At 71.4% G+C, this 21,301-nt stretch carries 18 protein-coding genes and 2 tRNA genes; 9 read left to right on the forward strand and 11 right to left on the reverse strand.

What is annotated here, in order from left to right:
• Nucleotides 1-130: 130 nt before the first annotated feature.
• From ABZ904_RS03660 to miaA, 5 genes are all read right to left on the reverse strand, one after another.
• The gene (locus ABZ904_RS03660; RefSeq protein WP_360989602.1) at nucleotides 131-1,624 is read right to left on the reverse strand and encodes a M1 family metallopeptidase; all 1,494 of its coding nucleotides are present in this window, start codon (nucleotides 1,622-1,624) and stop codon (nucleotides 131-133) included.
• 108 nt (nucleotides 1,625-1,732) lie between these two features.
• Complete coding sequence (locus tag ABZ904_RS03665; protein ID WP_360989599.1) at nucleotides 1,733-3,928, reverse strand: HD domain-containing protein; 2,196 nt, start codon at nucleotides 3,926-3,928, stop codon at nucleotides 1,733-1,735.
• A 554-nt stretch (nucleotides 3,929-4,482) separates the two neighbouring features.
• The gene (dapF, locus tag ABZ904_RS03670; RefSeq protein WP_359394457.1) at nucleotides 4,483-5,376 is read right to left on the reverse strand and encodes a diaminopimelate epimerase; all 894 of its coding nucleotides are present in this window, start codon (nucleotides 5,374-5,376) and stop codon (nucleotides 4,483-4,485) included.
• Between the two features lie 80 nt (nucleotides 5,377-5,456).
• Nucleotides 5,457-5,945 carry a hypothetical protein gene (locus ABZ904_RS03675; protein ID WP_359394646.1) on the reverse strand — a complete coding sequence of 163 codons (489 nt, stop codon included), beginning with the start codon at nucleotides 5,943-5,945 and terminating at the stop codon, nucleotides 5,457-5,459.
• 107 nt (nucleotides 5,946-6,052) lie between these two features.
• Nucleotides 6,053-6,991: a tRNA (adenosine(37)-N6)-dimethylallyltransferase MiaA gene (gene miaA / locus ABZ904_RS03680; RefSeq protein ID WP_359394455.1), complete on the reverse strand. Its 939-nt coding sequence runs from the start codon at nucleotides 6,989-6,991 to the stop codon at nucleotides 6,053-6,055.
• 180 nt (nucleotides 6,992-7,171) lie between these two features.
• Here miaA and ABZ904_RS03685 point away from each other — a divergent pair, with 180 nt between their 5' ends.
• Nucleotides 7,172-7,441: a hypothetical protein gene (locus ABZ904_RS03685; RefSeq protein WP_359394453.1), complete on the forward strand. Its 270-nt coding sequence runs from the start codon at nucleotides 7,172-7,174 to the stop codon at nucleotides 7,439-7,441.
• A 25-nt stretch (nucleotides 7,442-7,466) separates the two neighbouring features.
• Nucleotides 7,467-7,742, forward strand: a complete 276-nt coding sequence (locus tag ABZ904_RS03690) for an antitoxin (RefSeq protein WP_359394451.1) — start codon at nucleotides 7,467-7,469, stop codon at nucleotides 7,740-7,742.
• Between the two features lie 86 nt (nucleotides 7,743-7,828).
• On the opposite strand, the gene ABZ904_RS03695 is transcribed toward ABZ904_RS03690, so the two are convergent.
• From ABZ904_RS03695 to ABZ904_RS03705, 3 genes are all read right to left on the reverse strand, one after another.
• A complete protein-coding gene (locus ABZ904_RS03695) occupies nucleotides 7,829-8,548 on the reverse strand; it encodes a class III extradiol dioxygenase subunit B-like domain-containing protein (protein WP_360989594.1) in 720 nt (239 codons plus the stop codon).
• A 221-nt stretch (nucleotides 8,549-8,769) separates the two neighbouring features.
• On the reverse strand, nucleotides 8,770-10,299 hold the full coding sequence (gene miaB / locus ABZ904_RS03700) for a tRNA (N6-isopentenyl adenosine(37)-C2)-methylthiotransferase MiaB (RefSeq protein ID WP_359394446.1): 1,530 nt from the start codon (nucleotides 10,297-10,299) through the stop codon (nucleotides 8,770-8,772).
• Between the two features lie 96 nt (nucleotides 10,300-10,395).
• Nucleotides 10,396-11,679 (reverse strand): MFS transporter, encoded by a 1,284-nt coding sequence (locus ABZ904_RS03705; RefSeq protein ID WP_361820921.1) that lies wholly within the window; start codon nucleotides 11,677-11,679, stop codon nucleotides 10,396-10,398.
• Between the two features lie 181 nt (nucleotides 11,680-11,860).
• On the opposite strand from ABZ904_RS03705, the gene ABZ904_RS03710 reads away from it, so the two are divergent.
• From ABZ904_RS03710 to ABZ904_RS03720, 3 genes are all read left to right on the forward strand, one after another.
• The gene (locus ABZ904_RS03710; protein WP_361820923.1) at nucleotides 11,861-12,721 is read left to right on the forward strand and encodes a LysR family transcriptional regulator; all 861 of its coding nucleotides are present in this window, start codon (nucleotides 11,861-11,863) and stop codon (nucleotides 12,719-12,721) included.
• Nucleotides 12,722-12,935: 214 nt separating this feature from the next.
• Nucleotides 12,936-14,669: a fatty acyl-AMP ligase gene (locus tag ABZ904_RS03715; RefSeq protein ID WP_361820926.1), complete on the forward strand. Its 1,734-nt coding sequence runs from the start codon at nucleotides 12,936-12,938 to the stop codon at nucleotides 14,667-14,669.
• Nucleotides 14,670-14,806: 137 nt separating this feature from the next.
• Entirely contained in the window at nucleotides 14,807-15,415 is a 609-nt protein-coding gene (locus ABZ904_RS03720; protein WP_359394437.1) for a response regulator transcription factor, read from the forward strand.
• 275 nt (nucleotides 15,416-15,690) lie between these two features.
• Here ABZ904_RS03720 and ABZ904_RS03725 read toward each other — a convergent pair whose 3' ends face one another.
• Entirely contained in the window at nucleotides 15,691-17,211 is a 1,521-nt protein-coding gene (locus tag ABZ904_RS03725; protein ID WP_361820929.1) for a histidine kinase, read from the reverse strand.
• 656 nt (nucleotides 17,212-17,867) lie between these two features.
• On the opposite strand from ABZ904_RS03725, the gene ABZ904_RS03730 reads away from it, so the two are divergent.
• Complete coding sequence (locus tag ABZ904_RS03730) at nucleotides 17,868-18,737, forward strand: AfsR/SARP family transcriptional regulator (RefSeq protein WP_359397878.1); 870 nt, start codon at nucleotides 17,868-17,870, stop codon at nucleotides 18,735-18,737.
• Between the two features lie 320 nt (nucleotides 18,738-19,057).
• Here ABZ904_RS03730 and ABZ904_RS03735 read toward each other — a convergent pair whose 3' ends face one another.
• A complete protein-coding gene (locus tag ABZ904_RS03735) occupies nucleotides 19,058-19,231 on the reverse strand; it encodes a hypothetical protein (RefSeq protein WP_359397880.1) in 174 nt (57 codons plus the stop codon).
• 81 nt (nucleotides 19,232-19,312) lie between these two features.
• Nucleotides 19,313-20,317 carry a DUF2156 domain-containing protein gene (locus ABZ904_RS03740; RefSeq protein ID WP_361820933.1) on the reverse strand — a complete coding sequence of 335 codons (1,005 nt, stop codon included), beginning with the start codon at nucleotides 20,315-20,317 and terminating at the stop codon, nucleotides 19,313-19,315.
• A 175-nt stretch (nucleotides 20,318-20,492) separates the two neighbouring features.
• Here ABZ904_RS03740 and ABZ904_RS03745 point away from each other — a divergent pair.
• From ABZ904_RS03745 to ABZ904_RS03755, 3 genes are all read left to right on the forward strand, one after another.
• Nucleotides 20,493-20,577 (forward strand) — tRNA-Val (locus tag ABZ904_RS03745).
• A 12-nt stretch (nucleotides 20,578-20,589) separates the two neighbouring features.
• Nucleotides 20,590-20,674 (forward strand) — tRNA-Val (locus ABZ904_RS03750).
• 298 nt (nucleotides 20,675-20,972) lie between these two features.
• Nucleotides 20,973-21,281: an acyl carrier protein gene (locus ABZ904_RS03755; RefSeq protein ID WP_359397884.1), complete on the forward strand. Its 309-nt coding sequence runs from the start codon at nucleotides 20,973-20,975 to the stop codon at nucleotides 21,279-21,281.
• Nucleotides 21,282-21,301: the final 20 nt, after the last annotated feature.

Genomic DNA, 21,301 nt, shown 5'->3' on the forward strand with positions numbered 1-21,301 from the left:
CTTGGGCCGCACACCTCGCCACCCTGCACAACGCTCGAGCGGACCGGGACATTCCCGGCCGCCCGCGTTCTGGGGGCCGCGCCGCCGACCCGACGATGGTCGCACGGCGCGGCCCGCCCCGTCATCCGACTTACCGCGTGCTCGCGGAGGGCTGCACCGGGTCGCTCTTCCAGTCCGGGTGCCGCGGCATCGGCGGGGTCTTCTCGTCGTGGAGCCAGCCCTGGAAGAACGCACCGAGGTCGCGTCCGGCGACGTCGGACGCCAGGCGTTCGAAGTCGGCCGTGGTGGCCGTACGGTCCCGGTGCACGGCCACCCAGAGCCGCTCCAGACGCTCGAACGCGGAGCGTCCGATCTCCTGACGCAGCGCGTACAGGACGAGCGCGGCGCCGTCGTAGACGTTCGGGCGGAAGATGCTGATCTTCTTGCCCGGATTCGGGGACCTGGGGGCGGCCGGCGGTCCTCCGACGGCGCGCCAGGTGTCGGAGAGGGTGTAGGCCGCCTTCATACGGGTCTCCAGGGCCTTGCCCGCGGTCTCCTCCGCGTACAGGGCCTCGTACCAGGTGGCGTGCCCTTCGTTCAGCCACAGGTCGGACCAGGTGCGCGGGCTGACGCTGTCCCCGAACCACTGGTGGGACAGTTCGTGCACCATGATCGACTCGACGTACCACTTGGGGTACGCGGGCTCGGTGAAGATGTTCTTCTCGAAGAGGGTGAGCGTCTGTGTCTCCAGTTCGAAACCGGTCTGGGCCTGGGCGATCAGCAGGCCGTACGTCTCGAAGGGATAGGGGCCGAGCTTCTCCTCCAGCCAGGCGATCTGGTCGGGGGTCTTCGCCAGCCACGGTTCGAGGACCTTCGCGTCGGCGGCGGGTACGACGTCGCGGACGGGCAGTCCGTTCGGTCCCCTGCGGTGCAGCACGGCGGTGTGGCCGATGGAGACCTGGGCCAGTTCGGTCGCCATGGGGTGGAGGGTGCGGTAGGTCCAAGTGGTGGCTCCGCCCGTGCGCTGCCTGCCCAGCGGCACACCGTTGGCCACGGCCGTGTAGCCGTCGGGTGCGGTCACGTGGAAGGTGAAGACCGCCTTGTCGGAGGGGTGGTCGTTGCACGGGAAGACCAGGTGGGCGGCGTCGGCCTGGTTGGCCATGGCGAGCCCGTCGTCGGTCCGCACCCATCCGCCGTCCTGGCCGTCCGGGGACACCGGGTTGCTCGTGTGACGCACGGTGATCCGCAGCACGCTGCCTCTGGGGAGCGGGATCTCCGGTGTGATCACCAGGTCCTCCCCGGCGCCGGTGAAGGCCGCGGGAGCGCCATTGACCTCGACAAACTGCACCGTGCCGCGTGCGAAGTCGAGGTTGACGCGATCCAGGCGCTCGGTGGCGCGCGCCCGGATCGTGGTGACGGCGCTGAGGGGCTTGCTGTTGCTGCCGGGGTAGGTGAAGGCGAGGTCGTACGAGAGCACGTCGTAGCCGGGGTTGCCGAGCGTCGGGAACAGTCGGTCGCCGAGGCCGAGCGGTGCGGCGGGCGGGGAAGCGCCGGCGGCGACGAGACAGCCGGAAACGGCGGAGACCAGCAGGGCAGTTCTGGCGCGGCGGGCACGGGGGATCACGGAGCGGAGGCTGAGCGGCATGGACCACGGCTACCAGCGCGCACCGCTCGCGAGGTGACGGCGCGCGCCGGGCCCACCCGAACGGTTCAGCCCGGGCCGTCCCGCGCGTTGGCCCCGCAGGTCGGAAGGCTAGTGGGCGGCCGCGGGGTGCTGCGCGCGGCTCACGTCGAAGACGCCGGGCACGTTGCGCATCGCTCGCATCAGGGCCGGTAGGTGTGCCGCGTCCGGGAGTTGGAGTGTGTATGTGTGGCGCACGCGCTGCTGGCTGGGCGGTTCGACAGTGGCGGAGACAATCCCCGCGCCCTCCAGGGCGATTGCTTCGGTGAGGTCCGCGAGGAGGTGCGGGCGCACAAAGGACTCGGCGACGAGCGTGACCCGGCAGTGTGTGGTGTCGCCCCAGCGCACACCGACCTCCGCGCGCCCGGCGCTCTTCATACGCGCCACTCCGGCGCATTCGATGCGATGGACCGTCACCACACCCCCGCGGACGGCGAATCCGGTGACCTCGTCGGGCGGCACGGGTGTACAGCAGCCCGCCATGCGGACGGAGGCGCCGGGCAGGTCGACAACGGCGTTGGCAGTGCGTGCGCCCGGCGCGTCCGGGCTGGGGCCCGCGGGCGGCGCAGGCGGGCGGGTGGCGGTCAGGTGCGCGGTGCCGCGCACCGTGGCGCCGACCGTCGAGTCCTCGGCGCCGTGCCGCGCGTCGCCCGGTTCCGACGCGCCGTCGGTCGTGTCGCCCGAGGCCGGACGGGCCGCGAGCCGACGCTGGATGGCGATCCTCGCGACGGGCGTGTACGCGTGCTCCAGCCACTCCTCGGAGGGCTCCGACGCCGGGTCCTGGCCCATCAGGAGCTGAACGGTGTCGCCGTCCTTGAGGACCGTGCTCAGGGTCGCCAGCCGTCCGTTGACCCGGGCCCCGATACAGGCGTGCGCGTCCTCGCCGTACTGCGCGTACGCGGCGTCCACGCAACTCGCGCCCTCCGGAAGCCCCAGTGCGCCGCCGTCGGCACGGAACACGGTGATCTCCCGGTCCTGTGCGAGGTCCTCGCGCAGCGCCGACCAGAAGGTGTCGGTGTCGGGGGCCGCCTCCTGCCAGTCCAGGAGCCTGGAGAGCCAGCCGGGGCGGGTCGGGTCGGCGCGCTCGCCGTCGGCCGGGTCGTCGGAGGACGGAGCGTAGGGGTTGCCGAGCGCGATGACGCCGGACTCGGCGACCTTGTGCATCTGGTGCGTGCGGATGAGGACTTCGGCGACCTCGCCGTCCTCGCGGGCGACCGCGGTGTGCAGCGACTGGTACAGGTTGAACTTCGGGACGGCGATGAAGTCCTTGAACTCCGAGACCACCGGGGTCATGCAGGTGTGCAGTTCACCGAGGACGCCGTAGCAGTCGGCGTCCTCGTTCACCAGCACCAGCAGGCGGCCGAAGTCGGCGCCGCGCAGCCTGCCCCGCTTGCGGGAGATGCGGTGGACGGAGACGAAGTGTCTGGGTCTGATCAGGACTTCCGACTGGATTCCGGCCTCACGCAGGACGGTCCGTACCTGCTCGGTCATCGCGGCGAGGGGGTCGTCGCCGTGCGCCGCGTTCTCGGCGATCAGTTCCCTCGTGTGCTCGTACTCCTCGGGATGCAGGATCCCGAAGACGAGGTCTTCCAGTTCGGTCTTGAGCGCCTGGACGCCGAGGCGTTCGGCCAGCGGGATGAGGACGTCGCGGGTGACCTTGGCGATGCGTTCCTGCTTCTCGGGGCGCATGACCCCGAGGGTGCGCATGTTGTGCAGCCGGTCGGCCAGTTTGATCGACATCACCCGGACGTCGTTGCCGGTGGCGACGAGCATCTTGCGGAAGGTCTCGGGTTCGGCGGCGGCCCCGTAGTCGACCTTCTCCAGCTTGGTCACGCCGTCCACCAGATAGCGCACCTCTTCGCCGAACTCCTCGCCCACCTGATCGAGAGTCACGTCCGTGTCCTCGACCGTGTCGTGCAGCAGGGAGGCGGTCAAGGTGGTGGTCTCGGCACCGAGTTCGGCAAGGATCAGAGTGACGGCGAGGGGGTGCGTGATATACGGCTCGCCGCTCTTGCGCATCTGCCCCCGGTGCGAGGACTCCGCCAACAAGTAGGCACGCCGCAGGGGTTCCAGGTCGGCGTCGGAGTGGTGGGCGCGGTGTGCCTCGGCGACATGGCCGATGGCGTCGGGCAGCCGGTCGCGGGCCGCAGTGCCGAGCAGTGCGGCCCGCCCCAGTCGGCGCAGGTCGATCCGGGGGCGGCTCTTCCTGCGGTGCTCCCCTGGCGTCGCGGGGACGGGGTTGGCAGGGTTCGTGGCCTCCGCACTCATTGGGCACCTCCGGCTGCGTGGACCGGCGGACGGGTGCCGCATGGCGTACGCGGCGCGGGGGATGGCAACGGTCCCCCGCCCGGGCCGGTGCTTGATGCTACCGAGCCCACCACGCCCGGCCGACCGGCTCTCGCCGAGCGTGAAACGGATCACCCATTCGAGCGAAAGGATGGAGGGTTTACGGTTTTGCGCCACGGGCAGGAGCGCCGACCGTCGATTCGATCGTTCCCGGTGGCGCCGGGCCGCGGATAGGAGCGTTCAGAAGCCCTCCGGGCTGCGCTACGGAACGGCGCGGCCGTGCCACCGACCGCGCTTTCCGGCCAATCGGCGGAACGCGGCGTCACCGTCCACGTGCCACACCGTGCTTCGGCGCGCCGCCGGTTCGCCCCAGAGAAGCCGCTGGACGGCTCGCGTTCGCCATCCGCGACGATCCCCCGGCCGGCCGTCGGGCGGCGGCGGTGCACGGCACGCCGTTCCAGTCGGCGGATGGCGCGGCGCTCCGGTTCAGCGGGGCGCGGGCCCCCCGGTTCAGCGGGGCGCGCGGCGCCTGCGGTTCAGCGGGTCGCGGCAGCCAGCCACTGGGTGTCGATCTCGCCCTCGGCGACGATCACCGCCGGTCCGGTCATCTCGATCTCGCCGTCCGGGCGCTCGGTGATCACCAGGGTGCCGCCGGGGACGTCCACGGTGTACGTGGCCGGTACACCCGTCACGGCCGGATCGGCGCCGTCGCGGCGGGCCGTGGCGACGGCGACCGCGCAGGCGCCCGTGCCGCAGGAGCGGGTCTCACCCGAACCGCGCTCGTGGACGCGCATTGCGACGTGTCCGGGTGCCCGGTCCGCCACGAACTCGACGTTGACTCCGTCCGGGTAGGCCGAGGCCGGGCTGAAGGGCGGAGGGCTGTACAGATTGCCCGCATGGGCGAGGTCGTCGACGAAGGCGACCGCGTGGGGATTGCCCATGTTCACATTGCGCGCGGGCCAGCTGCGCTCGCCGACGCTGACCGTGACGTCTCCCTCGGGCAGGACCGCTCTGCCCATGCCGACGGTGATGTCTCCCTCGGCGGAGTCGCTGCCGGGCCCGGGCTTGGCGATGTGCACGGTCTTCACACCCCCGCGCGTGGCGACCGCGAGATCCCCCTCGGTCACGTACCCGGCGCGCTGGAGGTAGCGGGCGAAGACCCGCACGCCGTTGCCGCACATCTCCGCGATCGAGCCGTCCGCGTTGCGGTAGTCCATGAACCACTCCGCGTCGGCGGCCATCTCCCGGGCCTCGGGATGTGCCGCGGAACGCACCACGTGCAGCAGACCGTCGCCGCCGATGCCCGCGCGGCGGTCGCACAGGGCGGCGACGGCGGTCGGGGGCAGGTCGAGGGCGTTCTCCGGGTCGGGGACGATCACGAAGTCGTTCTCCGTGCCGTGCCCCTTGAGGAAGGCGATCCGCGTGCTCATTCCTCGATCGTACGGGGTCGGTACGACACCACGGACCGCACGGCAGCGGTACGGCTGCCCGGCAGACGGACCGCGCGGCCTCAGCGCAGCCGGGCCACCCGCCACACGGCCAGGACCACGACCACGGCGACCAGCCCGGCGTAGGCGAGGGCCACCCGCCAGTCCGGACGGCGCCCGGAGCCGCGCTGGGGCACGCCGGGCCAGGTGTAGCCGACACGCCGCGCGGCCATCATGCCCCAGCCCGCCGCGCACGAGCAGATCAGCAGCCCGAGCATGGCGACCACGGCACCGCCGTCGCCGAACTCGAAGGCCAGCGGGAAGGCGAACATCAGCGAGCCGACCGCCGCGAGCGCCACGATCGGGGCGAGCTGCCAGGTGCGCAGCCGGCGCTGCGGGCGCAGCTCGACCTCGACCTCGTGCCCGGCGGTCAGCTCGTGCGCCTCCGGCCCGTCGGCGGTCACGCCGCCGGTCGGGTGCTCGTCGGGCCCGTCGGAGCTGAGCCTGTCGTCCACGCCCTCGCCGCTGCCGTACTCCGCGCCTTGAGCGGTGTCGCGAGGGCCGGCCTCCATCGCCACGTGCCCTCCCAACTCGGACTCACTTGGTCGATCGAAGCTCGATGATGGCATGCCACAGGAGGCCCGAATGACGGCCGGAGCGTCCCGATGCCATCACGTGATCAGGCTGTAACCGGTCGTTCGACCAACGCCAGTGCGAGGTGCGGGAGTTCCATTCGGTCCGCCGCAGCACCGCTGAGCCAGTGCACGCGCGGGTCGCGACGGAACCAGGAATCCTGACGGCGCGCGAAGCGCTTGGTGGCGCGCACGGTCTCGGCGCGCGCCTCTTCCAGGGTGCACTCCCCCGCGAACGCCGCGAGCACCTGCTGGTATCCGAGCGCGCGGGACGCCGTGCGCCCCTCCCGCAGGCCCTGCGCCTCCAGTGCGCGTACCTCGTCCACGAGCCCGGCCTCCCACATGCGGTCGACGCGGCGTGTGATGCGCTCGTCGAGCTCGGGGCGGGCCACGTCGACGCCGATCTGCACGGTGTCGTAGACCGAGTCGTGACCCGGGAGATTGGCGGTGAAGGGCAGCCCGGTGATCTCGATGACCTCCAGGGCCCGGACGATACGGCGGCCGTTGCTGGGCAGGATCACCCGTGCCGCCTCCGGATCGGCGGCGGCCAGGCGCGCGTGCAGCGCTCCGGAGCCGCGCAGGGCGAGCTCCTCCTCGAGCCGGGCGCGCACCTCGGGGTCGGTTCCGGGGAACTCCAGGTTGTCGACCGCGCCGCGCACGTACAGCCCGGAGCCGCCGACCAGGACGGGCCAGCGGCCCTCGGCGAGCAGTGCGTCGATCCGCGCGCGGGCGAGGCGCTGGTACTCGGCCACGGACGCCGTCACGGTCACGTCCCAGATGTCCAGCAGGTGGTGCGGAACGCCGCCCCGCTCCTCGGGCGTCAGCTTGGCGGTGCCGATGTCCATCCCGCGGTACAGCTGCATGGAGTCGGCGTTGACGACCTCCCCACCGAGGCGCTGGGCCAGGAACACGCCCAGATCGGACTTTCCGGCCGCGGTCGGTCCCACGACGGCGATGACCCGCGGCGCGGGCGTTGCACTACTCACCGCAACAGTTTCGCAAACCTCCGGGCCTCGCCTCGAACGAGTTAGGTGACGCCCGGATGCGAGTTCGTTGCCCGTTGCGAGGTCCCGGCCGCCGCTTCGAGAGCGGGTGGGCCGGGAGATGCAAGTGGGCACTCCGAGCTACGCGGTATTTCGCCCGCACGAGTAATGTATGGAGTTGATATGGGCGTTTTTGCACGGCTTTTCCCGAGGTCGAGGACGACGGAGGAGGTGCGGCCCTCGGAGGCGGAGGCTCCGCAGCCGACGGCCCCGGCCCAGCCGCAGACGCCGGACGAGGCGAAGGACCCGGTCACATCCGGGACCGAGGCCGCGCCGGGGGTCACGGTGGAGGAGCCGGCGCAGGCCGCCGTCGAGAAGGGTGTCGGGATTCCCAGGCAGCAGTCCGTGGACATGGCCGCCGACCGCGAGGCCGACGAGGGCGCCCGCACGTAACTGCCTCCGCAAGGGAAGGTGGATCATGCGTCTCGTGGACAATCTGAAAGTCAAGGTCTCGGAGTTCGCGCAGCAGCACGAGGGGAAGGTCGATCGCGGCCTGGAAAAGGCTGCGAAGGTGATCGACGAGAGGACCAAGGGCAAGTACAGCGACAAGATCCACACCGGCACGGACAAGGCGAAGGGCGCGATGGAACGCATCGCCCACCGCGACACGGGCCCGGCGGACGCCGCGGGTATGCCACCGGAGTCCGGCACGGGAGAGACGCCGCCGGAAAATCGGCCACCGTCGGCCTCCTGACCCGGCAGACGGCACATACGGCGGACGGCCGTGAGGCGCTCAGCCTCCCGGCCGTCCGCCGTATCGGGACGCGGGCCACGCATCCGCTAGGACCAGGCAGCCACCAGGTACCCCACCCCGTACGGTGCGTCGTCGTACAGCAGCGCGCCCGACAGGCCCGCGCCCTCGGCGGCGCCCGCCATGATCTGCCAGGGGGCCCGGCCGCAGGCCTTGAGTTCCCGGGCCAGGTCCGCGTCCAGCGCCTTCAGGCCCGCCGTGTCCGCCGCCGCGAGCGCACGCGCGACCTCCGCGTCGAAGCCGGCCGCGCGCTCGTCCAGGTAGCCGGGAGCCTTGAGCGTGCGGCACGCGCTCGCGTCGCCCATGACCAGGAGGGCCACGCGCTCGTCCGGACCGGCCAGCTCGGCTCCGAGCGCGGCACACCGCTCGGGGGCGAGGGACTCCGCCACGCCCAGCCCCTCCAGGGGCGCGTCCGCCCAGTCGGTCCGCTCCAGCAGCCACGCGGCGACCGCGAGCGCGGGCGGAAGCTCGCGACCGGACCCCGCCGGGTCCGCTCCGCCGGTGCCCAGCCGTACACCGACGTCCACGCCGAACCCGCGGAAGGATCCCCGGGTGCCCTCGGGGTACGGGACGTGCCCGCCCTCCTCGGCGGGTCCGACGATCACCAGCCGGTCCGGCCGCGCGGCGGCGAGCACGCCGAGCGCGTCCAGACACGCGGCACGGGCACCGTCCAGCTCGGGAGCGGCGCCCGCGGCGACCTCGGGCACGAGCAGCGGCGGACAGGGACAGACGGCGGCGGCGACAAGCATGATCCGCAGCGTAACCCCGCCGGACGGCGGCACGTCATTGCCCTGCGTGCGCGCAAGTGGACCCGAGAGCCGACGACGAGAAGGGCGCAACCGAACACACGCCGGTGACCACCGGGCGTTGCCGACGATCGGGCCGGTGACGCCCAGCGCACAACGGTGAAGGGAGGGTGGCCGGGCCGACAGCGTCCGCCGGGACCGCGCCCGCCCCGCCGACCGCGACGTCAGTCGCAGCCGCACGCGCCCGCGGACGCCACAGGCAGGGGCTCGGGGGCGCCGATCTTCGGCAGCCCGAGCATCACCCCGGCCGGCTTGGCGGCCGCCGCGGCGTTCCGCTTCTCCCACGCGTCGCCCGCGCGCGTCCGGCGTACGCCGAGGACGGGTCCCTCGGCCAGGAGGTGGTGCGGGGCGGCGTACGTGATCTCGACCGTCACCACGTCGCCGGGGCGGACCTCCTCGTCCGGCTTGGTGAAGTGGACCAGACGGTTGTCGGGGGCACGGCCGGAGAGGCGGTGGGTCGCACCGTCCTTGCGGCCCTCGCCCTCGGCGACCATCAGCTCCAGGGTGCGGCCGACCTGCTTCTTGTTCTCCTGCCAGGAGATCTCCTCCTGAAGGGCGACGAGACGCTCGTAGCGCGCCTGGACGACCTCCTTGGGGATCTGGTCCTCCATGGTGGCGGCGGGCGTGCCGGGCCGCTTGGAGTACTGGAAGGTGAAGGCCTGCGTGAACTGCGCCTCGCGGACGACGTGCAGGGTCTGCTCGAAGTCCTCCTCGGTCTCGCCGGGGAAGCCCACGATGATGTCGGTCGTGATCGCCGCGTGCGGGATGGCGGCCCGCACCTTCTCGATGATCCCCAGGTAGCGCTCCTGGCGGTACGAGCGGCGCATCGCCTTCAGCACCGTGTCCGAGCCGGACTGGAGCGGCATGTGCAGCTGCGGCATCACGTTCGGCGTCTCGGCCATGGCCGCGATGACGTCGTCGGTGAAGTCGCGGGGGTGCGGCGAGGTGAAGCGGATCCGCTCCAGCCCCTCCACCTTGCCGCAGGCCCTCAGCAGCTTGCTGAAGGCTTCGCGGTCGCCGATGTCGGAGCCGTACGCGTTCACGTTCTGCCCGAGCAGGGTGATCTCCGAGACGCCCTCGGCGACCAGTGCCTCGACCTCGGCCAGGATGTCGCCGGGGCGGCGGTCCTTCTCCTTGCCGCGCAGCGCCGGGACGATGCAGAAGGTGCAGGTGTTGTTGCAGCCGACGGAGATCGACACCCACGCCGCGTACGCGCTCTCGCGGCGCGTGGGCAGCGTCGACGGGAACGCCTCCAGCGACTCGGCGATCTCGACCTGCGCCTCCTCCTGCACCCGGGCGCGCTCGAGCAGGACGGGCAGCTTGCCGATGTTGTGCGTACCGAAGACGACGTCCACCCAGGGCGCCTTCTTCACGATGGTGTCGCGGTCCTTCTGCGCGAGACAGCCGCCGACCGCGATCTGCATCCCGGGCCGCGTGGCCTTCTTCGGTGCGAGGCGGCCGAGGTTGCCGTAGAGACGGTTGTCGGCGTTCTCGCGGACGGCGCAGGTGTTGAAGACGACGACGTCCGCGTCGCCGTCCGAACCCTCCGGCGCCCGCACATAGCCGGCCTCTTCGAGCAGCCCGGACAATCGCTCGGAGTCGTGGACGTTCATCTGGCACCCGTAGGTGCGGATCTCGTAGCTCTTGGGTGCTGGAACGTCCACGGCGAGGCTCCGGTCGCTGCTGCTGGTCATGCCTCAAGGGTAGGTGGTCCCCCACGGGTGCCCGTCCGGGACCGACCAGCGGGCGCAGGCGGCTTCTGGTTGATCGATGCGATCGGGCTGATCCGGTCAGGAGGCCCTGGTGCCGATCACATGCCTGACGCCGGAGACGGTCGCGGCGGCGACAGCGGCGAGGAGCGCAAGGACGACGGCCGTGAACCACGTCGTCGCGGTGGTCACGCTCATGGAACGGCTGGCGAGGCCCAGGCCCACCGGCAGGATCGCCAGGCCGAGGTAGGAGGCGAGGAACAGCCCGGCGAGGGCTTCGCCGCGCCGGGCCGGGGCGGCCGTACCTGCCACGTGCCCGACGGCGGACTTGAACAGCACCCCGGCACCGGCACCGGCCACGATCCCGGCGAGCAGGAACACGGGCAGGCTGGCGAGGTGCATGCCGACGGCGAGGGCGGCCATGCCCACGGCCTGGGCGAGCAGCCCGATGTACCAGCGCGTGAGGGCACGGAGCCGGCCGGTGCCCGTCTGGGCGGCCGCGGCGGCGCCGAACACGGCGAACACGACCAGTCCGGCCAGTGCGCGGGAGGGGTGGTGCAGGGTCCCGCCGACGAAGCCGGGAACCACGGAGGTGAACAGGCCGAACACGGCCATGGAGGTGAATCCGGCCGCGGCGGCGGCGAGGTAGCCGGGGCCGCCGCGGGTGGCCCCGACCCGCTGGGGACGGTAGGCCGGCCTGACGGCGGGCTTCCGGGCGGTCTCGGGTGTCAGCGCGATGGCGGCCGCGCCGGTCAGCAGCAGCACGACGAAGACCGCGTACGGCAGCCGGAGCGGCGCACCCAGGTACTGGGCGAGCACGCCCGCGGCGATGGGGCCGACGCCCAGGCCGCCGATGTTGGCCACGGTCGACACGGTCTCGAACCGCCGTGTCGAGGCGCCGGGCCGGTGAGCGCTGTGCAGCTCGTGCAGATAGGCGGTGGCGGTCGCCGTCAGCATCCCGACACCGAGACCGGTGACCAGCCGGGCGACGATCAGCACCGGCAGTGACGGGGTGGCGAGGAAAAGCGCCGCGGCAAACAGTTCCAGCGCCAGCGCCGCCGTCATGACCTTCTTGCGGCCCAGCCAGTCCGAGACGTGTCCGGCAAGGAACAGACTGGTCAGCACACCGACGGCGTAGACGGCGAACACGACGGTGACCGTGAACGTGGAGAACCCGTCATGAGCCTGGTAGAGGGGATACAGCGGCGTGGGAAGCGTGGAGAACGCCATGGCCGTCACGAACACCCCGGCCACCGTCCAGAACGCGGCGCCGTATCGGCGGTCGCCACGCTCGCGCTCCGGCGCCGGGGCCTTCCGGCCGGGTACACCATCCGTTCGCAGGCCCTTGACCGACGTCATCGACATCAGAGGACTCCGATCCGTTGACGGGGATTCCATGGGCGGTGGATTCCATCGACCGTGGAACCGGCGGCCTTCCTTCACCGCCTGCCGTTGCCAACATGTACGAGCAGCCGTTGTTTCCCATACAGGAGAGATGATCCAAGATGATGGTTATCTGAATGTGAGATAGCCGAGGAGGATGGTCATGGATCTGCGGCAGATGGAGGTCGTCGTCGCCGTCGCCGAGGAGGGCGGGTTCAGTGCCGCGGCCCGGCGGCTGCACATCGTGCAGTCCGCGGTCTCCAGCACGGTCCGCGCCCTGGAGCGCGAACTGGGCGCGTCACTGTTCCAGCGCACCACCCACCGGGTGTCGCTGACCCCCGCGGGGCACGCCTTCCTGCCCGCCGCCCGCGCCACCCTGCGCGCCGCCGAGGAGGCCAGGGCGGCGGTGGACATCGCCCAGGGAGAGCTCCGCGGAGAGATCACCATCGGTGTGATGCAGGGTCTGTACGCCGGCCTGGCACTGGCGCTGGCGCACTTCCACCAGGAGAACCCGGGCGTGGTGGTCCGGCTGCGTCAGGCCCCGGCCGAAGACCTCCCGAAGGCCCTGCGCACCGGTACCGTCGACCTGGCCGTGGCCGCCCTGGACACCGTGCCGCGCGGTCTCGGGACCCGGCTGCTGTCGCGGGAGGAGATGGTCCTGGTGACCGCCCCGAGGCCGAGCGCTCTGCCGCCCGAGGGGCCGGTCACCCTGCCGGAGGCGGCCCGTCTGCCGCTGGTGGACTTCTCCCCCGGCTGGGCGATCCGGCAGGAGGTCGACAGGGCCTTCCGTGCGGCGTCCCTCGAACGCAGCGTCACGTTCGAGGTGAACGACCTGCTGGCCGCCAGCGACCTGGTCCGGCACAGCCTCGGGGCGTGCATCATGCCCCCGTCGGTGGCCGCCCGGTTCCCCGATCTCCCCGTGCGCCACTTCACCGCGCACGCGCCGGCATGGACGATCAGAGTCGTCCACCCGCACGGGCAACCGTCCCCCGCGGTCGCCGCGTTCCTGCGGCACATCAGATAGCCGTACCAGGACGAGCCCGTACAGGCGGAAGGCATCGGGAGAAGCACCGGCTCAGTTCGCACGAGCGGGACGTACTGGCCTCCAGGGCTGGACTCGGTCCATTCGTGCGCGTGCCGTCCGACGAGCACGGCACCGGTGCGCTCAAGCGGGACTCAAGGTGCCCCGGGCAAACTGGCCGCGCAGTCGTGTCACTGACGGACCATGGGGGGAACAGGTGACCGTACGCACCCTGCCCGACCTGCTGCTCCGGCGGGCGGAGCGGGAGCCTGACGCAGCGGCGTACCTGCTGCTCGACTGGCACACCCCGAAGGGCGGTCCGGAGCGGATGCACCGCCGGCAGATCGGCTACGGGGAGCTGGACCAGGCCGCCCGGCGGCTGGCCGCATGGCTGCTGGAGCGGGGGCTGGGCGGACAGCGGGTGCTCGTTCTCCAGCAGCAGCCCGAGCTGTTCATCCCGTCGCTCTTCGGCTGTCTGTACGCCGGCGCGATCCCGACGCCGTGCCCGGTGCCGAACGGGCGGCGCAGCGCCGACGAGCGCGTGCTCAGCATCGTCCAGGACGCGCAGATGTCGCTGCTGCTCACCGACCGGGAGTCGGCGGCGGCCGTCTCCTACCTGGTGTCGGCGGTGGGCCGGGCCGACCTGCCCTGCCTGGCCCTGGACGACTCCACCGCGCTGCCGGCCGCGGCGGACTGGCGGCCTCCCGGGTGGGACCCGGACGCGGTAGCCGTCCTCCAGTACACCTCGGGCTCGACGCGGGAGCCGCGCGGCGCCCGGCTCACCCACCGCAATCTGCTGGCCAACCAGCACGAGCTGGGGGCGCTGCTGGGCACCGGCCCGCACTCGCGGGTCGGGGGCTGGCTGCCCTTCCACCACGACATGGGCCTGTCCGGACTGCTGCTGCACCCGCTGTGGCTGGGCACCGCAGGAGTGCTGATGTCCACGTCCGACTTCGCCCGCCGTCCGGGCCGGTGGCTCCAGGCGGTGAGCGAGTGCGGGGTGACCGTCAGCGGCGGCCCGGACATCGCCTACGAGCTGTGCACCCGCAAGGTCGGCGAGGAGCAGCTCGCCGAGCTCGATCTGACGGGCTGGCAGGTCGCCGTCAACGGCTCGGAGCCGGTGCGGGCCCAGACCATGGACGCCTTCGCCGACCGGTTCGCACAGGTCGGCTTTCGGTCGAGCGCGTTCGTACCGGCCTACGGGCTGGCCGAGAGCACGCTGCTGACCGCGGGCCGGCGCGCGGGGACCAGCGGGCCGCCGCGCCCTTACCACGCGGACATCGCGGAGCTGGAGTCGGGGCGGCTCGCTCCGGCCGTCCCGGGCCGGTCCTCCCGCGCCCTCGTGGGCTGCGGCACCACGGTGGCGCCAGGCAACGACCTGCGGATCGTGGAGCCGGACACCGGCCGGGCACTGCCCGAGGACCGGGTCGGCGAGATCTGGACCCGCGGCCCGAGTGTGGCCGACGGCTACTGGAAGCGCCCGCTGGAGACCCGCGAGACATTCTGCGGAACCACCACGGACGGCGAGACCGGCTTCCTGCGGACCGGCGACCTCGGGGTGCTGCACGGCGGCGAGCTGTTCGTCACCGGCCGGATCAAGGACATGGTGGTGGTGGCCGGGCGCAACCTGCACCCGCAGGACGTCGAGCACCGCGTGCAGCAGCTCAGTGAACTCTTCGGCGCCGGCGCGGTGTTCAGCGCGGAACCTGGCCGCAACGGGCTGGTGGTCGTCCAGGAAGTACGTCTAGGACGCCGCTACGACCTGGATCTGGCCGCCCTGGAGCGGGAGGTGCGGGCCTGTGTCGCACGGGACTTCGAGGTGCGCGCCACCCAGGTGGTGCTCGTCAGACCCGGGACGGTGCGCCGCACCTCGAGCGGCAAGATCCAGCGGCCCGCGATGCGCAGGCTGTTTCTGCGCGGCCGACTGGTGCCGCTGACCATTCCCGGGTGACTGCCGGGCGGCGGTCCGACAGGTACAAGCGCGCCTGAGGGCACCGCAGTTCAATGCTTTGCCACCGTTGGCCCAGAAGGTACGGTTGTGCCCGCCGGGAGAACAACGGGGGCTCGGTATCTGGCCGGAGGGGACGCATGATCCGCGTGCTGCTCGCCGAAGACATGCACATGGTTCGCGGCGCGCTGGTCGCTCTGCTGTCGATGGAGCCGGACATCGCCGTCGTGGCGGAGGTGGACGACGGCGACCAGGTGGTGCCGGCCGCACTGAAGCACCGGCCCGACATCGCCGTCCTCGACGTCGACCTGCCCGGCACCGACGGGTTGTCCGCCGCCAGCTCGCTCCACGAGCAGCTGCCGTCGTGCGGCACCCTCATGCTGACCAGCCTGGGCAAGCCCGGCACGCTCAAGCGGGCGCTGAGCGCCCGGGTGTCCGGTTTCCTCCTCAAGGACGCACCGCCGGAGCAACTGGCCAGCGCCATAAGGAAGGTGGCCGCCGGGGAACGGGTTGTCGACCCGGAGCTGGTGCTCTCCGCCTGGGACCACGCGCAGAGCCCGCTGACCGCCCGTGAGGTGGAGGTGCTGCAACTCGCCGCGCAGGGTGCGCAGGTGGGCGAGATCGCGGCGGCGCTCTTCCTCTCCGCGGGAACCGTGCGCAACTACCTCACGACGATCGTCACCAAACTCAACGCGCGTAACCGCGTCGACGCCATCCGTATCGCGCAGGAGGCGGGCTGGCTGCCCTGAGCGGCGGCAGGCCGCCGGCCCGCCCTGGGCAGGACGCTGCCTCCGGACCGAACCTCTTCCGCTCGGCGTCGAGTCCCGAGGTCGTCGCGTGGGCGCCGGACACCGTCTCGGCCACGTGCGGGGCGGGCCGTTCGCGACAAAACCGAGGCGGCCTTCAGGGCGTCGTCGGCTCGCCCCAACTCGGCCTTTTCCTTGCGGTGTCGCGTCCGTGTGGTACGCCCGGCGGTGGTCGCACTCCAGGCGCCGCCCCGGAGGCCGGCCAGGACCCGGCAGGACTATTCCCGCGGTGCCCGTCTGTGGGGGCCGAGGTCGCGGTCCGCATGAGGGGCCGGACGGCCGAAGGCCGGCGCCTGGCGGACACCGTGCTCGCGAAGCGTGTCCGGATACTTTTTCGGTCCAGGCACAGGACCCGCGTTCCCCCGCCTGCCGAGGCGCGTATGCCTGGCTTCGGTGCCGCCGTGGAATTCGGCACGGTTCAGTCCCCGCGCCGCCGAGCCCCCGGCGCCGTTCGCGAACCCGCTCACCGTGCCGTTCCCACTCGCCGTGCCGTCCCCGGTGTCCGCGCCCGACGGGCCGTCACCCGCCCCGGCCGTCGGCGTCCCGTGCGCGTCCGGAATCTCGGCCACCACCTCGAACCGGCCGCCGGACCGCAGTCCGGCCGTCAGCGTGCCGCCGACCGTCGCCAGCCGGGTCTCCATGTTCACCAGTCCGCCGCTGTCCGGCCACGCCGTGGGCGGGGGCGCGAGGCCGTCGTCGGGTGCCTCCAGCCCGGTGCCGTCGTTGACGATGACCAGCCGCAGCCGGTGGTCCACCCGGTCGAGCCTTATGACACAGTGCTGCACCTTGCTGTGCCGCAGCATGTTGGTGACCGCCTCCCGCAGCACGATGGCCAGGACGGTGCCGGTCCGGCCGTCCGGCAGCGGGGCGGACATCTGCGCCTCCACCTCGATCGCCGACGACTCCAGCATGGTCACGCACGACTCCAGTTCCGTGCCCAGCGACAGCGTCTGGTAGCTGCGCGCCACATGGCGTACGTCGGTGAGCGCCTGCCGGGAGATCGCCAGGATCGACGTCAGCTCCTCTTTGACTTGTTCGTGCCGGTGCGGAACGTGCCGTATCGCCACCTCGGTCTTGAGCGTGATCGCGGACAGGCTGTAACCGAGCAGGTCGTGCAGGTCGCGGGCGAACCTCAGGCGCTCCTGGGAGACCGCACCGACCAACTTCATCCGGGACCCGCTCAGTTCGGACACCAGCCAGGCCATCCGGCTGACGGCGTAGACCAGCAGACCGGTGACCAGGGTGGACGACATGGTGTAGACGACGAACGGCATGCCGTTGTGGCGCAGCACGGCCATCACCGGGTTGGCCGCCACGACCACGAGGAACAGCGGCCAGCTCAGCGGCGGGGGCAGAAGCAGCAGCACGGACGCCGCGAGGAAACCGCCGGCCACCCACCAGGTCTTGCCCAGCCACTCCAGCGGCACATACGTGAGCAGGACATGCGCCGTGAGCGTGGCCACGCGGCAGCCGCGCCGGTCGTCCCGTGAGCGCGGCTGCGAGTGCAGGATCTGAAGGGCGCACACAGCCGCGAAACACAGGACGCCCATGACGACTTGAAGTGCGCGAGCCCCGGACGTGTAGATGTTCACCGATACCTGGACCAGGAATCCCGCCAGTACTGCATACAGGATGAGGTCGGCGAACTTCGAAGACGGTGTGCCGCCGTCGGCCGGTTCGCGGCGCTCCGCCAGAATTGCGGGTTCTCTCCCCCTGACCATCACAGCCCCCGTTGCCATGTGTTTTCATCCCCTCAGGCAGCATACTTTTTGGCCGAACGCCAAACCGCCCCAGACGATGCACAGCCCGGTTCCAAGAGGATTTCTGGCCGTATTCCCGAGAGTTTCGACATCGGGAGATGATTGAAAGCTGATTAATTCTCTTAACAACGCTTGACCGAGTCGGCTCGGCGAGCCGCCGGGACCCGGAGCAGAACGTTGTCGAACCGTTCGGGCACCAACTGCCGACGGCCCGGAGGCCACTCCGCTCGACACCACCTCGAACCGGTGCGGAGGCAGCGCACGAGATGGTCCACGCCACTCCGTATCCCGACGACCGCCGTCGGGGGCGGGCGGCGGTGGGTGCGGACGCACTCCTGCGATTGCGCGGGATCTCCGTCCGTCACCCGAGGCGGACGTGCGGTGTGACGGCGTGAGTCTGGTCCGGTCCCGGCCCGCGGAAAAGTGCGTCCGCCATGTTTCGGGGGTGGATTCTTCATGACAGCGGAGGGTGAAACTCCCGCCTGAGTCAAGAGGCCGTACCTGGTGGGAAAGCGGTTCCGTCACCCAGGCTGGAGGAGATGAGGCCGATGCCGCGGCGACCCGAGCCGCGGAGTACCGCGGGCCGGGCATCACGCCAGGCGTCACCAGTCACCCTGGAAGGAGGCGGATCAGCGGTGCAGATCAAGCTCCTTGGTCCGTTCATCGCACGGGAGAACCATGGCTCCATCGTCCCCAGCGCGGCGAAGCCGAGACAGATCCTCGCCCTGCTCGCCCTGCGCGCCGGCGGTGTCGTCACCGCAGCGACCCTGATGGAGGAGATCTGGGGCGACCGGCCGCCGCACAGCGCGCCGACCACGCTCCAGACCTACATCCACAAGCTGCGGCGCCTGCTGGAGCGGGCGATGACCCCGGGGGACGGCGTGCCGGGCGCACCCGCCGACGGCTGGACGGCCGGAGCCGACAATCCGCACGCGAAGGAGGTGCTTGTCACCCGGCACGGCGGCTACCAGCTCGATGTCGAGCCGGGCGCGATCGACACGCAGGAGTTCGAACGGCTGCAGGAGCTCGGCCAGACGGCCTTCGTCGCCGGCGACTTCGCTGCCGCCTCTACCTTGCTGAGGCGGGCGCTCGCCCTCTGGCGGGGGCCGGCACTCGTGGACGTCAGGACGGGCCTGGTCCTGGAGATCGACGTGCTGCGGCTGGACGAGGCGAGGATGACGGCACTGGAGAGCCGGATCGCCGCCGATCTGCGGCTGGGACGGTACGGCCAGGTGCTCAGCGAGCTGGCCGCGCTCTCGGCGCAGCACCCGCTGCACGAGGGTCTGCACGCGCAGTTCATGGCGGCCCAGTACGCCTCGGGCCGGGTCTGGCAGGCGCTGCAGACCTACCAGCGGCTGCGCACCACGCTCGGCGCCGAGCTGGGCATAGAGCCCAGCGCGCAGGTGCGGAGGCTGTACGACGCGATGGTCGCGGCGGACGGGTCACTGGACGTGGAGCTGCCGGCCGGGCCGGTGCCACGAGCGGCGCTGCGGTCGGCCGTCTGAGCGGCGGTCATGCGGCGGCGGCAGCCGGACAGCGGCACGGCAGAAAGGGCTGGTTGCCGAACGGCCCGATTGCCGAACGGCTTGACCGATGCGCGGCCTGGCTGATGCGCGGCCCGACTCCTGCACTGCCCGAGTGCTCGGCGGCCGGCCCGGTGCACGCCAGGAGGGCTGGAGCGCCGACGGACAACGGCACCTTCTCAACCAGGGGCGGCGGCCTCCGGGTCACCCCGGGGCCGCCGCCTCCTCGTGCCGTGTACGAAGCCGTGTCCGCCGTCCGTCGCCCTCCCCGGCCCACGGCCGGGCGTGCGGCTGCCGTGCGGTCAGTGTGCAGCGGCCTCCGCGGCCAGCCGCTGGTCGAGGGTGCGGATGATCGTGGCAGCCGACTCCGCCGTCGGCTCGTCGTCGGGCGCGCCGATCACGGCCATCAGCGATTCCACGAGGGCCTGTTTGAGCTCGTCCGTGGAACGGGGGTCCTGGGCGGTAGCGGTCGTCATGTGCTCCTCCTGCGGGTGGGGCGGCTCTGCCGGGGCCTGCCGGGTGCCGCCGAGTGTCTGCGGGTGGGGTGGGGCCGTGCCTCAGAAGGCGTTGCAGGCGCGGAAGATGTGGGCGAAGGCGGCGATGGACGCGGGCCCGTCGAAGGCCACGTACTCGGGCAGCACCGCGTGCGGGGCCCACTTCTGCTTGTAGTCCAGCTGCGACTGCGCCGGGTACAGCGCGGCGCCCTCGGCCCACAGGAAGTGCATCAGCCACTGGAAGGAAGGGCTGCTGCCGGGCAGTTCGTCGTCCTCGGACAGGCCGGTGAACGGGGTGAAGCCGAAGTGCAGCCACTCCACGCCCTCGGTGACGAAATTCTCGATGGCGGCGGCGTTGATGGCCTCCATCAAGCCCGGGGAGCCGCCCGGGATGCGCCGGCTCAGGTCGTGCATCCAGCCGCTCCTGCTGCCGTAGACCGGCGAGTAGGAGATGTAGCTCACCGGAGAGCCGTCGATGCTGCCGACGAAGAGCCTGCGGTGCCCCTGCGCGGGACCGCCGACCTGGCCGACGAGGAACTCCAGGGGCCGGGCGTGGTCGCCCTTGGAGCCCAGCCAGGCGCTGTCGATCGTGTGCAGCGCCTCCTCCCATTCGCCCGCCGGCAGCTCCTCGATCGTCAGGCCGTTGCGCAGGGCACGGGAGATCTTGTTGCGCAGCTGCATGAAGCGGGTGCCGCGCAGGGTGAACTCGGGCAGGTGCACCGCCCACGAGGCGCCGATCTGATTGACCGTGAAGCCGGCCTCCCGGTACTGCTCGGCGTCGGGCCGCTGGAGCTGGACGGACAGGAGGTGCAGCTGCTCGTCCCGGGCGTACTGGCGCAGGCCCGAGAGGAGATTGCCGTAGTCGCCGGGGGCGGCGAAGGGGCCGCCGAACTGTACGAGGTAGCGGCCGGTCCGGCGGTAGACGGCGACGCCGTCGACGCCGGGGAGGTTGAAGACGCTGTTCCCGGTGTTGAGGGCCAGGAACGAGCTGGGGTTCTCGGATTGAGTGTGCGTCGTTATCGCCCGCAGCACGGGACTGTCCAGGGTCGTTGCGCTTGTCGTCGACACAGCGGTCCTTCCTCGTTGACGCGGTTCGTCTCCGGAAAGTAGAGCACCGGAAAATAGTGCGGCGGTAGAGCCGGCGGGAATGCGGGGAAATACGTCAGGCGGCTGTCAGCGCGGTGTCAGCGGGGGCTGGCACAGTATTTCTCGAGAGCGGGACGGGAAACCGGAACGAACTCAAGGAGAGGTGCCCGGAGCGGCTTATCGGGGACCAACACAACGGTCGGGTCCACGGACCCACGCAGGTTCGAATCCTGCCCTCTCCGCGCAACACACCAGGAGAGGTGCCCGGAGCGGCTTATCGGGGACCAACACAACGGTCGGGTCCACGGACCCACGCAGGTTCGAATCCTGCCCTCTCCGCGCAGCGAGCACTCCCCCGCCGGCAGGCCGGGGGGCAGGAATTCCCATGCGGCTGGGGTTCCTGCCCCCCGGCCCTGTCGCATGCCCGGGCCCGGATGCCATCAGGGTCCGGTCAGGGAGGCGTCAGCGCGGGCTGATTCCATCAGCCCAACTACCCCTTCCCCATATGCCTTTCCCCATCCACCTTTCCCCCATCCGCCCTTTCCCAAGGCCCAACCGCGACGGAGGCGGTCGCAGCGCCGGAGGTCCCGCCCATGGGAGCCGGTGCCCGGGCCGGTGACGCTATACGGAGCATGTGATGAGCGAACAGGCCCCGGCGGTGGAGCAACTCTCCTCGCTCCCCCGGTCCGAGCGGTCGGAATACCTCGAGAGCATCGTCGTCGCGGAATTCAAGGACGTCCTCCTCATGGGCGGCGACGAGGTGTTCCCCACCGATCAGAGCTATTTCTCTCTGGGCTTCACCTCGCTCCGCATCATGGAGGTGAAGGCCCGGCTGGAGAAGGTTCTGGGATGCACGCTGAGCACGAACGTGCTGTTCAACAGCCCCACCGTCGAAAAGCTGGTCGAATACCTGGCGGACGAGGTCCTCGGCGACCTCATCCCGTGACCGCTGCGGGCCATCGAGAA

Source organism: Streptomyces sp. NPDC046900 (assembly GCF_040644975.1).
In the GTDB taxonomy this organism is placed as follows: domain Bacteria; phylum Actinomycetota; class Actinomycetes; order Streptomycetales; family Streptomycetaceae; genus Streptomyces.

What these genes read in the sequence shown, in the direction of transcription:
- ABZ904_RS03690 (WP_359394451.1), top strand. Translation starts at nt 7,467, where the DNA reads ATGCGTCTCGTGGACAATCTGAAAGTCAAGGTCTCGGAGTTCGCGCAG.
- ABZ904_RS03675 (WP_359394646.1), bottom strand. Translation starts at nt 5,945, where the DNA reads ATGGAGGCCGGCCCTCGCGACACCGCTCAAGGCGCGGAGTACGGCAGC.
- ABZ904_RS03725 (WP_361820929.1), bottom strand. Translation starts at nt 17,211, where the DNA reads ATGGCAACGGGGGCTGTGATGGTCAGGGGGAGAGAACCCGCAATTCTG.
- miaB (WP_359394446.1), bottom strand. Translation starts at nt 10,299, where the DNA reads ATGACCAGCAGCAGCGACCGGAGCCTCGCCGTGGACGTTCCAGCACCC.
- ABZ904_RS03660 (WP_360989602.1), bottom strand. Translation starts at nt 1,624, where the DNA reads ATGCCGCTCAGCCTCCGCTCCGTGATCCCCCGTGCCCGCCGCGCCAGA.
- ABZ904_RS03705 (WP_361820921.1), bottom strand. Translation starts at nt 11,679, where the DNA reads ATGTCGATGACGTCGGTCAAGGGCCTGCGAACGGATGGTGTACCCGGC.
- dapF (WP_359394457.1), bottom strand. Translation starts at nt 5,376, where the DNA reads ATGAGCACGCGGATCGCCTTCCTCAAGGGGCACGGCACGGAGAACGAC.
- ABZ904_RS03695 (WP_360989594.1), bottom strand. Translation starts at nt 8,548, where the DNA reads ATGCTTGTCGCCGCCGCCGTCTGTCCCTGTCCGCCGCTGCTCGTGCCC.
- ABZ904_RS03720 (WP_359394437.1), top strand. Translation starts at nt 14,807, where the DNA reads ATGATCCGCGTGCTGCTCGCCGAAGACATGCACATGGTTCGCGGCGCG.
- ABZ904_RS03665 (WP_360989599.1), bottom strand. Translation starts at nt 3,928, where the DNA reads ATGAGTGCGGAGGCCACGAACCCTGCCAACCCCGTCCCCGCGACGCCA.
- ABZ904_RS03735 (WP_359397880.1), bottom strand. Translation starts at nt 19,231, where the DNA reads ATGACGACCGCTACCGCCCAGGACCCCCGTTCCACGGACGAGCTCAAA.
- ABZ904_RS03755 (WP_359397884.1), top strand. Translation starts at nt 20,973, where the DNA reads ATGAGCGAACAGGCCCCGGCGGTGGAGCAACTCTCCTCGCTCCCCCGG.
- ABZ904_RS03685 (WP_359394453.1), top strand. Translation starts at nt 7,172, where the DNA reads ATGGGCGTTTTTGCACGGCTTTTCCCGAGGTCGAGGACGACGGAGGAG.
- ABZ904_RS03710 (WP_361820923.1), top strand. Translation starts at nt 11,861, where the DNA reads ATGGATCTGCGGCAGATGGAGGTCGTCGTCGCCGTCGCCGAGGAGGGC.